General features: G+C 71.3%; 11 protein-coding genes. 5 read left to right on the top strand and 6 right to left on the bottom strand.

The window, feature by feature from the left end; genetic code table 11:
- Positions 1-2 precede the first annotated feature (2 nt).
- The 6 genes from ACZ6Q9_RS30495 to ACZ6Q9_RS30470 form a co-directional block, all read right to left on the bottom strand.
- Positions 3-2,078, bottom strand: coding sequence for a hypothetical protein (locus ACZ6Q9_RS30495; protein WP_396830532.1), 2,076 nt, complete (start codon positions 2,076-2,078; stop codon positions 3-5).
- 96 nt (positions 2,079-2,174) lie between these two features.
- Positions 2,175-3,059: a carbohydrate ABC transporter permease gene (locus ACZ6Q9_RS30490; RefSeq protein ID WP_396830530.1), complete on the bottom strand. Its 885-nt coding sequence runs from the start codon at positions 3,057-3,059 to the stop codon at positions 2,175-2,177.
- A complete protein-coding gene (locus ACZ6Q9_RS30485; RefSeq protein WP_393269176.1) occupies positions 3,056-3,991 on the bottom strand; it encodes a carbohydrate ABC transporter permease in 936 nt (311 codons plus the stop codon). The genes ACZ6Q9_RS30490 and ACZ6Q9_RS30485 overlap by 4 nt, the downstream gene beginning before the upstream one ends.
- 67 nt (positions 3,992-4,058) lie before the next feature.
- Positions 4,059-5,285: an ABC transporter substrate-binding protein gene (locus tag ACZ6Q9_RS30480; RefSeq protein ID WP_396830529.1), complete on the bottom strand. Its 1,227-nt coding sequence runs from the start codon at positions 5,283-5,285 to the stop codon at positions 4,059-4,061.
- Positions 5,286-5,546: 261 nt separating this feature from the next.
- Entirely contained in the window at positions 5,547-6,551 is a 1,005-nt protein-coding gene (locus ACZ6Q9_RS30475) for a hydroxyacid dehydrogenase (RefSeq protein ID WP_396830528.1), read from the bottom strand.
- Positions 6,548-7,507 (bottom strand): alpha/beta hydrolase family protein, encoded by a 960-nt coding sequence (locus ACZ6Q9_RS30470; protein WP_396830526.1) that lies wholly within the window; start codon positions 7,505-7,507, stop codon positions 6,548-6,550. The genes ACZ6Q9_RS30475 and ACZ6Q9_RS30470 overlap by 4 nt, the downstream gene beginning before the upstream one ends.
- Before the next feature lie 217 nt (positions 7,508-7,724).
- Here ACZ6Q9_RS30470 and ACZ6Q9_RS30465 point away from each other — a divergent pair, with 217 nt between their 5' ends.
- From ACZ6Q9_RS30465 to ACZ6Q9_RS30445, 5 genes are all read left to right on the top strand, one after another.
- Positions 7,725-8,588, top strand: coding sequence for a Gfo/Idh/MocA family protein (locus ACZ6Q9_RS30465; RefSeq protein ID WP_393269165.1), 864 nt, complete (start codon positions 7,725-7,727; stop codon positions 8,586-8,588).
- Between the two features lie 14 nt (positions 8,589-8,602).
- Positions 8,603-9,610: a Gfo/Idh/MocA family protein gene (locus tag ACZ6Q9_RS30460; protein ID WP_396830524.1), complete on the top strand. Its 1,008-nt coding sequence runs from the start codon at positions 8,603-8,605 to the stop codon at positions 9,608-9,610.
- A gap of 15 nt (positions 9,611-9,625) precedes the next feature.
- Positions 9,626-10,282 (top strand): SGNH/GDSL hydrolase family protein, encoded by a 657-nt coding sequence (locus ACZ6Q9_RS30455; RefSeq protein ID WP_393269160.1) that lies wholly within the window; start codon positions 9,626-9,628, stop codon positions 10,280-10,282.
- Positions 10,283-10,354: 72 nt separating this feature from the next.
- Positions 10,355-11,416, top strand: a complete 1,062-nt coding sequence (locus ACZ6Q9_RS30450; RefSeq protein WP_393459158.1) for a dihydrodipicolinate synthase family protein — start codon at positions 10,355-10,357, stop codon at positions 11,414-11,416.
- Positions 11,413-12,903, top strand: coding sequence for a mannitol dehydrogenase family protein (locus tag ACZ6Q9_RS30445; RefSeq protein WP_396830522.1), 1,491 nt, complete (start codon positions 11,413-11,415; stop codon positions 12,901-12,903). Before ACZ6Q9_RS30450 ends, ACZ6Q9_RS30445 begins: the two co-directional genes overlap by 4 nt.
- Positions 12,904-12,939 lie beyond the last annotated feature (36 nt).

Here is a 12,939-nt window from a genome sequence, read left to right as displayed (position 1 = left end):
CGCTACGGGTGTGTCGTCGCGGGATCGAATCGGTAGACGTGGGTGGCGTCGGCGAGGTAGATCCGGCCCTGCCCGTCCATCGCCGACTCCCGTACGCCGGACTCGACGAGCACCTCGATCGCCAGCGTCCCGGGGTCGAACCGGAAGAGCCGGCCACCGGCGTTGCCGTAGAAGAGCCCGTCGGCCGGGCGGTGGTACAGCGACGAGACCCGGCCCCAGGTGTTGGTGTTGCGCAGGCCGGACGCGACCGACCGGACCACCTTCCGTTGACCCGGGTCGTACGCGAAGACGGTGCCGTCGTCGGCCATCCCCCACAGCAGGCCGTCGGGGCCGAACTCGAGCTCGTGGATGACCGTCGCGCCCGGCACGACCACGTCGCTCCACGCCAGCCGGCCGGCCGCCACGTCCCAGGCGAACAGCCGCGCCTGGTCCTGCGTCGGCTCGCTGGACAGCCCGCCGTGGATCGACGTGCCGCCGTAGACGACCCCGTCCCGGTAGGCGAGCGAGACGACGCTCTGGTCGTCGACGACGTCGCGGTGGACCTCGGCGGCCCCGGTTGCGGGGTCGACGAGGGTCAGCGCGCCGCCGAGCTGCCCGTAGTCCGGGACACTGCCGACCGCGAGCCGCTCCCCCGCCGAGGTCATGGCGAAGATCCGGTCCTGGAAGTGCGGCTCGCCCCGGCCGAGCTCCAGCACCTCGCGGGGATTGGTGCCCCAGGCCCAGGGCTGCGCCGGATCGCCGGTGTGCACGACGGCGCCGGGGTAGGAACTCACCGCGATCGTCCCGTTGTGGCTGACGATCGCGTCCGCCTGCTTGGGCCCACGGATCTGCTCGACCTGCTGCGACTCCTGGTCGATCCGGCTCATCACGCCGCTGCTGAGGTAGGCGCCCAGGTACACGGTGCCGTCGGGGCCGACGCCCATGCTGTGCGCCCCGGCGGGTGAGCCCAGCACGTCGGCGGGGACGATCCGGGACCGTCTGGTGGCGAGGTTGTAGTGCCAGAGGCGGCCGTCGGTGTCGATGCCCACCACGGTCTCGCCGGGGAAGAGCGGTTCGCGCAGGTCGACGAGGCTCATCCCGTACGTGCCCACCGCGTCGGCCAGCTGGGCCGGCAGGGCGCTGTCCTCGAATCCGGTCGAGACGCTGCGGCGGGCGGGCACCTGGTAGCCGGTGAGGGTTCCGCCGGCCATCAGGTAGAAGGTGCCGTCGCGCCCCTGGGCGGTGGGTTCCGCGCCGAAGGTGTTGCCGATGACCTGGTCGAGCCACCGCTCGCGCTTCAGGTCGTACACCGCCATGTCGTACGTGCCTCGCGGCGAGAGCCGCACGAAGACCAGGTCGTCGCGGGGCTCGATGCCGATGAACCAGTCGGTGTTCTCGAGCAGGGGCGCGGGCACCGACATCTCGGTGGTCCGACCGGATCGCGGGTCGACCTGGTAGAGGTGGGGCACCGGTCCGGTGCCGGCCCAGACCTTGCCTGCCACGATCCCGACCGAGAAGACGTAGGCGGCGTCGGTGGTGAGGCTGCCGTAGTCGCGGAACCGGCCGGCCGCCGGGTCGAACGACACGAGCTTCGCGTGCGGGTAGGTGCCAAAGTACAGCACGCCGTTCGCGTCGAAGGTGGCCGAGTAGAGGGCGGTCTCCCCGGCGATCCCGCCGAGATGCTCCAGCCGCATGGTGTCCGGGTGGAAGCGGAACACGGCCGCCGGCGTGGGGGCGCGTACGGAGAAGTAGACGGTGCCGTCGGCCGCCAGCTCCACCCAGCCGCCGACGGTGTAGCCGTCGAGCGGGATGGCCGTGATCCGCCTGCCGTCGCGGGCGTCAACGACGGTGAAGCTGGCCGGGGTGCCGTTGGAGATCGCGTAGGCCACCGGCGTGCCGTCGGGCAGTGTGCCGAATTCGGCGTTGCGGACGTTCACGGTGTAGAGCGCCGGTCCCAGGTCGGTGACCTGGCCGGTGGTCGCCACGACAGCGGGGGGTGCCGCCGGGGCGGCGGTGGTCGTCAGCAACAGGAGGAGCGGGAGACAGGCGGCGAGGACGACCGAGCCTCGCCGGAGTCCGCTGGGCAGGAGCGATCGCATGAGGGCACCTCTTCTGTTCGTCCGGATTGCGCCTCGCGGTACTGCAATCGATGGCATAGACAGGGGGAAGGGCGTGCCGCTGAGCGCGTGACGCCGCTACTTGAGGCCGCTCATCATCACGCCGCGGACGAAGAACCGCTGCAGGAGGACGAAGACCACGACGGTGGGGACGAAGGTGATGACGGAGGCGGCCATCGTGGTGGCCAGCTCGGTGTCCTGCTCCTGGAGGCTGTTCAGACCCACCGTCAGCACGTAGTTGCCGGGACTGCGCTGGGACACCAGCGGCCAGAGGAAGTCGTTCCAGTGCCACAGGAAGACGAAGGTGCCGAGCGTCGCCATGATCGGCTTGGTCTGCGGCAGGATGATCGACCAGTAGACCCGGAACTCGCTCGCCCCGTCGATGCGGGCCGCCTCGAGCAGCTCGTCCGGGATCTCCTGGATGAACTGCCGCATCAGGAACATGGCCTGGGCGTTGGCGATGGTGGGCACGACCATCCCCCACATCGTGTCGAGGCCACCCATCTCCGACACCATGATGAACAGCGGGATGAGCGTCAGGTGCCCCGGCACCATGAGCATCGCGACGAACAACCAGAAGACGAACTCTCTGCCCAGGAACCGCTTCTTGGCGAACGCGTAGCCCGCCATCGAGGCGAAGAGCAGGACGAGGACCACCGACGCCAGCGAGTAGACCGCCGAGTTGAGGGCCCACTCGTACACCTGGTTGCTGCCGAGGGCGTCGGCGTACGCGTCGAACGAGATGCTGTCCGGCAGCAGCGAGCCCGGCAGCTCCACGCCCTGCTTGGGTTGCAGGGACAGCACGAGCATCGCCCAGAAGGGGAAGAACGTCACCACCGCGCAGAGCGCCAGCGGCACGTGCATCCACAGGGCCCGGCGCCGCCGCCGGTCGGGCCGCCGTACGGGAGGCTGCGGTGTGCTGGTCGCCGGTGGGGCGGGGGCGTGCGCGACCGTGGTGCTCATGCCGACTTCCCCTTGTTCATCAGGCGGTGCTGGATCAGCGAGGTGATGAGGGTGATGACCAGCAGGACGACGCCGGCGGCGCTCGCGTAACCGAAGTCGAAGTAGCCGAAGCCCTGGTCGTAGATCATGTACGTCAGCGAGTAGCTGGCGCGTACCGGGCCGCCGCCGGTCATCACGTAGATGGTGTCGAACACCTGGAAGGATCCGATGATCTCCAGGACCAGGACGAAGAAGAGGGCCGGCTTCAGCAGCGGCAGCGTGACGTGCCAGTAACGGCGCCGCCACCCGGCCCCGTCGACGTGGGCGGCCTCGTAGTACTCGTTGGGGATGGCGAGCATTCCGGCGAGCAGGATGAGCATGTTGTAGCCGAAGCCCTTCCACGCGCTCACGATCGCGAGCGCGGGAATGACCATGGCCTCGCTCTGCAACCAGCCCACGCTCGGGATGCCGACGAGGTTGAGCAGCCAGTTGAGCGGACCGTCGACCTCGAAGATCCACACCCAGATGATGCCGGACATGACCGTGCTGGTGACGACCGGGAGGAAGAAGACGGAGCGGTAGATGCTCATGCCGCGCAGGGTCCGGTCGCACAGCGTCGCCATCGCCAGGGACACGCCCATGCTGAGCGGGATGGTGAGCAGGGTGTAGTAGGCCGTGACCTTCAGCGAGTTCCAGAACAGCGAATCGCCGAACAGGCGGGTGAAGTTCTCCGTCCCCACGAAGGTGAAGGTGCCGGCGATCCCGTAGTCGCCCAGGCTGAGGAACATGCCCATGACCGCGGGGATGATCCGGAACACCAGGAAGAAGAGGACGTACGGCAGGATGAACAGGTAGCCGGCGAAGGCGGCTCGCGAGCGCCACCAGGGCCTTCTCGCGCGTCGTGCCCCCGACTGCGGCACTGGCTGGACTGTCCCTACGGCCTGCTCGCTCACCACACCTCCTTCGCCGGTGGTCGCAGGCGTGCCGGATACGGCCACGCCTGCGACCGTCGAATGTGAATCAGCGGCGCTCGAGGAGCGCGTTGACGTCCTTCTCGGCCGCGGCGAGCGCATCCCCGGGTGCGGTCTTGCCGAGCAGCACGGCCTGCAGGTGCGGCTTGATCAGGTTCATGATCTCCCGCGCCTTCGGGTGGATGACGCCCGACCGGATGACGTCCAGGTGCTTCTCGCCCTCGGCCATCCCCGGGTTGTCCGCGTACAGCCCCGTGACGGACTTCCTCGGCGCGTAGTAGCCGTTCTTCTGGTCGAAGGACCGCATGTGCTCCGGGCTGGTCAGGAAGTCGATCCACGCCTTCGACGCGGCCTTGGCGTCGCTGCCGGCCAGCACCGACAGGCCACCCACCGAGCCGGCCGCGACCTGCACCTTGTCGGTGAGCGGCTGGCTTACCACCAACTCCTCCGGCTTGAACAGCTTCGCCAGGCTGGCAGTCGTGTTGTTGGGCGAGTAGGCCTGCTTGCCCTGCCCCAGCGCGCTCTGCTCCAGCGTCTCGGCCGTGGTCAGGCTCCGCTGCGAGGTCCACCCGTTGTCGACCAGCTTCTTGACGAACTCCAGGGCCCGCAGCCCCTCGGGGCTGTTGAACGCCGCCTTCTTGCCGTCGGCGGTCAGGACCTCACCGCCGGCCTGCCAGAGGTAGGGGTAGAAGCTGTGGTTGAGGGTGAGGGTCTGGGCGGCCACGTAGTCGGTCGGGACGTATCCGGCCGCCTTCACCTTCGGCGCCATCTGCTCGATGTCCGCCCAGGTCTCCGGGCACTTCTCCACCCCGGAGGCGGCGAGCACCTGCTTGTTGCACACGCCGATCAGCGCCTGCATCAGCAGCGGCACACCGTAGAGCTTCCCGTCCCACGACATCGCGTCGAGCGCCGCCGGCGTGAAGTCGTCCCGGTCGTCGGCGATGACGTCCTCGACGGGCTCCAGCACGCCCTCGACGGCGAACTTGGGGATGAAGTCGGGGTTGAAGTAGACGACGTCGGGGCCCTGCTTGCCGGCGATCGCCGTGACGAGGGTTTCCTCGCGGTTGGTGAACGGTTGCACCACGACGTCGACGTCGACCTTCGGGTACTTCTGCTTGAACTGCTCGACCACCGGATCCCAGTAGCTGTCCTTGCCGCTGTCCCCGATGGGGTAGGTCCAGAAGGTCACCGAACCCTCGACGGCACCCGGATCCGTCGGCATCGCGCTGTCCCCGCCGTTGCAGCCGGCGACGGCCAGCGTCACCGTCAGCACCATGGCGCCCAATCGGAGTCTGGAATTACCGCTCATGCCGCCCCCTCTTTTCTGAAACAGCCTGCCCCCGCCTGCTCTTTATCGTGCAATCGGTTGCAGAGAACCTAGCGTCGGCACCGCCACCGGTCAAGGGCATCGATAGGCCGAACCATTCCCGGCGAGCGGGGGTCGTCGGTGCAGGGTGGCCGGTCGACGACCGACGAGCGGCCACCGTCCCGCCGGGGCCCGCACCCGGCCCTCACCGCGACGCGCCCGCCGGCCCGGTCACGCCAGCAGGTCGTAGGACTCCACGGTCACCTCGTGTCCGAGCGGTGCGCCGGCCACGAACCGGCACAGCTCGTCGACCACGATCCGACCCTGCGTCTGTCGCGCCTCGACCGTGCCGCCCGCGACGTGCGGCGTGACGACGACGTTCGGCAGCCCCAGGAACGCGCTCGTCGCCGGCAGCGGCTCGGTGTCGAACACGTCCAACCCGGCCGAGAGCCGGCCCGGCACCAGCTCCGCGAGCAGGGCCTCCTCGTCGACGACCCAGGAGCGGGCCGTGTTGACCACGATCGCGCCGTCCGGCAGCGCGGCGAGTTCGCCCCGGCCGACGAGGTGCCGGGTCTCCGGGGTGGACGGCGCGTGCACGGCGACGACGTCGCTGCACCGGAACAGCTCCGCCAACCCGACCAGCTCCACCCCGTGCCCCGCGGCCACCGCCGGGTCGGCGTACGGGTCGTACGCGCGCAGCGCCGACGCGCCCAACGCCCGCACCATCCGCGCGTACTCCCGTCCGGTGCGACCGAAACCGACGATCCCGACGTTGCGCGCCGCCAGCGCCCGGCCCAGTACGGGCTGCCGTGCCGCCGCCCAGTCACGTTCCGTCCACAGGGCGCGGTCGTGCCGGTGCAGGTTCCGCAGCAGGGCGAGGGTCAGGGTGAGCGCCATCTCGGCGACGGCGGGCGCCATGGCCGCCGCGCCGGCCTGGCAGACCCGCAGCCCGGACCGGAGGACCGCGGCCGGGAACAGCCGGCGGATCGAACCGGCCGAGTGCAGGGCGAGTCGCAGCCGCTCGCCACGCAGTCGAGCCGGGTCGAACGGCGTCGTGCTCCACGACGTGACGACGACGTCGAACCGGTCGGCGGCGGCCGGCGGCAGCACCGTCCCCCGGTCGCCGTCGCCGAACTCGACGACCGCGTGGTCGTGGAGTCGCTCCTGGGACTCCGGCGCGAACAGCAGGTCGTACTCGTCGGGGGCGACGACGACGCAGACGGTCGGCTTGGTCATGGCGGGCAGGTCTCCTCGGGGGTGTCGACAGCGGCCAGGCGCCCGCGCAACCACGCGTAGCAGGCGTCCAGGACGTGGTCGGGGTGGGCGTGTCCGGTGTTGTGGTAGAGGGTCTCCAGGCCGGGCGGTCCGGGCCACCGTCGGGCGGCCCGCTCGACCAGACGGTGGTTGTGCCATCCGTCCGAGGCGCCGCCGCCGGCGAGCAGGAACGGTCGGGGCGCGACCAGGGCGAGCAGGTCGTCGTGGTCGCGATCGGGCGGCACCGCGCCGCCGAGGTACCAGGGATCGGCCCAGTTCGAGTACGCCAGGCCCAGGCCCGGTTCGTGCGCGACTCCCGCGGCGATCCGCGTGTCCAACGCGGTCAGGTGCAGCGCCAGCTTCCCGCCGAGCGAGTGGCCGAAGGCACCGATCCGCCGGGGCTCGACCCACGGTACGCAGGCGAGGGCGTCCACCGCGAGGAACAGATCGGCCAGGCTGCGGCCCAGACCGGTGATCGCCAACGAGTCCGCGTGCGACGCGGCGCTCGGTCCGTACCGTTCGCTCAGCGAGGCCGTTCCCGTCGCCGGATCGAGCACGTACTCGAACCACCACGGCACCGCGAGGACCGCGAAGCCGCGCGCGACGAGGTGCCGGGCGTAGGCCTGGGATCCCCGTTGGGCGGCACCGCGGCCGGCGGTGCGGGCGCACGGCTCACCGAACAGGGTGGCCACCTCGTAGAACGGCACGACCACGGCCGGGCGGACGTCCTCACCCGCCGGCCGGACCAGCTCCGCCCGCATCGTCGTCCCGTACGAGGTCAGGTCGACGGGACAGCGCAGCGTCCCGTCGGCGGCCCGCCGCGCCGAGCCGATCTCCCACGACCCGTCCGGATCGCGGACCGCACCCAGCCACCGCCGCCACCAGTCCCGGCCCTGCTCCGGCTCGTGATGCTCGTCAGCGGCACCATCCGGGTTCACCGGGCCAGGGTAAGGCCACGCATAGCTCGACTGCAATCGGTTGCTCCGAGGAGATGACCGAGCGATCCCCGCGCACGGCAAGCCCATCGGACATGGCTAACGTGCAGCAGGTCCATTCCAGGCAGGACAGTCCGACAACCAGGGAGGCTCTTGACGTGCAACCGATTGCAGGCGAGGCTGGGGGCAGTTGGCCGTCGACTTCGAAGAGGGCAGTCGCGTGAGACGGATCGGAATCATCGGCACCGAGAACTCGCACGTCGACCACTTCATCCGCTTCCTGAACACCGAGCAGCGGCACCCCGGCAACCGGGTGGTGGCCCTGGCCGGTGGCCCGACCGACCGCAACGCGGCGTTGTCCGAGACCGGCGGCATCGAACTCGTCGTCGACGAGCCGAGCGACCTGATCGGACGGGTCGACGCGGCGATCGTCAGCAGCCGCGACGGACGCCACCACCGGAAACAGGCCGAGCCACTGCTGGACGCCGGGCTGCCGGTGCTGGTCGACAAGCCCCTGGCCGCATCGGTCGACGACGCCCAGGCGATCCTCGCGGCCGCCGCGCGCGGCCACGCGCCGCTGGTGTCCTGCTCGGCCCTGCGGTTCGTCCCCGAGGTCGCCCGGCTCACCGACCCACAGGAACGGATCGGTCGGCTGCGCCAGCTCGCCGTCATCGGCCCGGCCGATCCCGACAGCGAGTGGGCAGGCCTGTTCTTCTACGGCATCCATCAGGTCGAACTGGCCCTCCAACTGCTCGGCGACCCGCACGTCGAGCCCGAGTCGGCATCGGTCGACCTGGTCCGCGAAGGCGACACCACGGTGGCCCTCACCCGGATCGGCGACGTCGTGGTGACCTTCACCTTCGTCACGCCCACCGACGACCGCGTCCCGTTCCAGGTGGTGGCCACCGGGACGCGCGGCGTACTGACCGAGTCCCCGACGATCGGCCCCGACTACAACGCCCCCGCGCTCGCCCGGTTCGTCGACGCCTGCGACCAGGGGCGGTCACCGGTCGATCCGCGCGCCCTGCTCTCCCCGATCGTGGTCATGGCGGCGATCACCGACGCGCTGACCAGCCGGTCCTAGGAAAGGACGGAAACATGCCCCCACCCCACGGTCCGCTCCGCGTCGGCGTCATCGGGGTCGGCGTCATCGGCAGGGCCCACGTCCAGCGCCTGGTCAGCGGCGCCGCCGACGCGACGCTGGTCGCGGTCGCCGACGAGAACACCGGACACGCCGACGCCGTCGCAACCGAGTTCGGCGTCGACGCCACCCGGTCGGTGCCGGAGCTGCTCGCCCGCCCGGACGTCGACGCCGTGATCGTGGCGATCCCGAGCGGCCTGCACGCGGCCGTCACGGTCGCCGCGCTCGAAGCGGGCAAGCACGTGCTGCTGGAGAAGCCGATCGACGTGACGGTCGAGGCCGCGGATCAGATCCTCGACGCGGAGAAGCGGTCGGGCCGGACCCTGAGCGTCGTGAGCCAACGTCGGTTCGCCGAGGCGAACCAGTTCGTCTTCCGCGCCATCCGCGACGGTCACCTGGGGCGGATCACGTCCGCCACCTTCGAGGTCGCGCTCTGGCGCAGTCAGGAGTACTACGACGCCGGCGACTGGCGTGGCACCTGGGCCCTCGACGGCGGCGGCGCCCTGATGAACCAGGGCGTGCACCTGGTGGACCTGGCGCTGTGGCTGCTGGGCGAGGTCGACGAGGTGTTCGCGTACACCGACCTGCTCGCCCACGAACGCATCGAGGTCGAGGACACCGTCACCATCACCGCCCGGCTGCGCAGCGGCGCGCTGCTGACCTTCCTGGCGACCACCGCCGCCTACGACAGCGTCCCGATCCGCTACGCGGTCTTCGGTGACGGCGGGTCGGTGGTGGTGGAGGCGGAACAACTCACCCACTACACCTCGAGGCACGGCGGGCAACCACCCGGCCCGGACGGCGTACCGACCGACCAGCAGCTGGCCCAGCTCACCGATTTCGTCACCGCGGCCCGCACCGGTGGCCCGCCGCTGGTCACCGCCGCCCAGGCGCGGGCGGCCGTGGCCTTCATCGAGGCGGTCTACCAGTCGGGTCGGGCCGGGAAACCGGTACGCATCCACTGACCGAAGGAGCGAAACGTGGACCCGCACCCCGCACTGACCGCCGTCATCGCCCGGCAGACGCCGCTGACCTGGACGTTCATCGGCGACAGCGTGACCGCCGGGACCTGGCACACCTACGGCGCCCGGTCGTACCCCGAGCTGTTCACCGAACGCCTGCGCGAGCTGGGTCGGACCGCGGACGCGTTCGTCAACACCGCCGTGAGCGGCTACACCGTCACCGACCTCGACGAGCGTCTCGACCGGCTCGCCCTGCGCTTCCGGCCGGACGTCGTGGTGGTGGGCATCGGACTCAACGACACGAAGCACGGCGAGGCCGGCCTGGCCGCGTTCTCGTCCACCTACCGGTCGGTCGTCGAGCGGCTCCGCACCGGGGCGGACAGCCTGGTCGTGGCCCAGACCCCGAACGACACCCTGCCGACGGCTCCCGAGCACGTCGTCGAGCACCTCCCCCGCTACGTCGACGCGATCCGGGCCGTCGCCACCGACACCGCGGCGCCCCTGGTCGACCACTACGCCGTGTGGACCGACACCGACCGGCCGGCGCCCGAGCACTGGTACGCCATGGGGTGCCACCCCGGCCAGCACGGTCACCGGGCCATGGCCCGCACCCTGCTCGACGCCTTCGGGGCCTGGGATCCCACGAGCCGCTCCGGCCGCCTCACGATTCCCTGACCCACGGACGAAGGCAGCAGCAGCGTGCCGGGCAGGACCCACTCGATCCCAGACGCGGAATGGAAGGTGCCGATGACCACGACGGTGCAGGCCAGGACGACCGACCCGCTGACACTCTTCCGTACCGGCACGGTGATTCCCGCGCATCCCCTGGCGCTGGACGCCCACCTCAAACTCGACGAGCGCCGCCAACGCGCCCTCACCCGCTACTACCTGGAGGCCGGTGCCGGCGGCGTCGCCGTCGCCGTACACACCACCCAGTTCGCCATCCACGAGCCCCGCCACGGCCTGCTCCGGCCCGTCCTCGAACTGGCCGCCACCACCGCCGCCGAGTACGAGACCCCCGACACCATCCTCGTCGCCGGCGCCTGCGGGCCGACCCGACACGCCGTCGCCGAGGCGGAGCTGGCCGCCGAACTCGGCTACCACGCGATCCTGCTCGCCCCGTACGGCGCCGGCGACCTCACCGAGGACGAGCTGGTCCAGCGGGCGGCGGCGGTGGGCGAGGTGCTGCCGGTGATCGGGTTCTACCTGCAACCGGCCGTCGGCGGCCGGGTTCTGTCCCGGTCGTTCTGGACCAGCCTGGCGGACCTGCCGTCGGTCATCGGCATCAAGGTCGCCCCGTTCGACCGGTACGCGTCGCTCGACGTCATCCTCGGCGTGGCCGCGTCGGGGCGCAGCACCGACATCGCCCTCTACACCGGCAACGACGACCACATCGTCGGCGACCTGCTCTCGCGCTACCCCGTCGACGGCTCCCGGGAAATCGAGTTCGTCGGTGGGCTGCTCGGTCAGTGGTCGGTGTGGACGCAGCGCGCGGTGCACCTGCACCGGACCGCCCGGCGGGCGAAGGCCGGCGACCCGGACGCGCTGCGCGAGGCGTTCGCCACCGAACTCGCCCTCACCGACGCCAATGCCGCCATCTTCGACGTCGCCGGCAGGTTCCACGGCTGCCTCTCCGGCATCCACGAGGTGCTGCGCCGGCAGGGGCTGCTCGCCGGGCTGTGGTGCCTGGACGAGCGCGAATCGCTCAGCCCGGGTCAGCTCGCGGAGATCGACCGGGTGTGGCGGGCGTACCCGCAACTGCGCGACGACGACTTCGTCGCCGAGCACCTCGACCGCTGGCTGTCGTGAGCGCCACGGAAGGGTCGGGGCCACGGCTCTCGCTGGGCAGCCTCGCGGCCGCACCGCGGGGGTGCGGTGGCTGGATCGGGCCGGCGGTGGATCCGCGCGCGGTGCGGGTCGGCATGGTGCACCTCGGCATCGGTGCCTTCCACCGGGCACACCAGGCGGCCTTCACCGAACTGGCCGCGGCCGCCGCCGGCCGCGACGACTGGGGTATCACCGCGGTGACGCAACGCTCCACGGCCGTACGCGACCAGTTGACGGCGCAGGACGGCCTCTACTCCGTGCTGGAGCGCGGGCCGGCAGCCGCGCCCCTGCGGGTGGTCGGCAGTGTCCGGGAGGTCCTCGCCGGGCCGCACGATCCGGCGGCGGTCGTCGACCGCCTCGCCGATCCCGCCGTCCGGCTGATCACCCTCACGGTCACCGAGAAGGGCTACCGGCGAGGCGGCGACGGCCGGTTGGACCTGACGGATCCGGAGGTCGTCGCCGACCTGCGGGGCCGCCCGCCCCGCACCGTGGTCGGTCAACTCGTCCGCGGGCTGCGACGACGGCAGGCACTCGACGCCGGTCCGGTCACGATCCTGTCCTGCGACAACCTGGTCGGCAACGGCAGGGTCCTGCGCCACCTGGTGCACGACTTCCTGGCCGCGCTGCCGTCGGCCGAGGGCGACGTGCTCGCCGACTGGATCGCCGGGGCGGCACGTTTTCCGTCCTGCGTGGTCGACCGGATCGTCCCGGCCACCACCCCCCGGGACCGTGCCGAGGCCGCGGCGATCCTGGGTCTGCGCGACGAGGGCCTCGTGGTCGCCGAGCCCTTCCGGCAGTGGGTGATCGAGGACGACTTCGCGGCCGACCGACCGGCCTGGGAACTGGCCGGAGCGGTGCTCACCGATGACGTCGCCGCCTGGGAGGCCGTCAAGCTGCGCATGCTCAACGGCACCCACTCCCTGCTCGCCTATCTGGGCGCGCTGCGCCGACACGAGACGATCGCGCAGGCGCTCGCCGACGACGACCTCGCCGCGACCGCCGACGCGCTGATGGCCGAGGACGTCGCTCCCACGCTGCGCGTCCCGCGGGGACTGGATCTGGACCGCTACCGACGCGAGGTCCTCACCCGCTTCGCCAACCCGGCGCTGCGGCACCGCACCGCCCAGGTGGCGATGGACGGGTCCCAGAAGCTGCCGGTCCGGCTGGTGGGCACCGTTCGGGACCGCCTCGCCGCCGGTGTGGTGCCCCACCATGCCGCGCTGGCGATCGCCGCGTGGATGACGTACGTCGCCGACGTCCGCGACAGGGCGGTGCCGTTGGAGGACCCGTTGGCCGACCGGCTGTGCGCCGCGGTGGTGGCCGGCGGCAGCGATCCGCACCGCCTGGTCAGCTCCCTCCTGGACGTCCGGGAGGTCTTCGGGGCTGACCTCCGGGACCACGACGGTCTGCGGGCCGCCCTGGTCGACCACGTCGCCCGCCTGCGGTGCGACACCACCGCTCCGGCGTAGGGCTCGGCGACCGCCGCGCTGGAAGCATGGCCGCCC

The sequence above is a fragment of the Micromonospora sp. NPDC049139 genome (assembly GCF_055586845.1).
The sequence above is the reverse complement of the archived record's forward strand: the minus strand, read 5'-3'. Positions and strand labels throughout refer to the sequence as shown.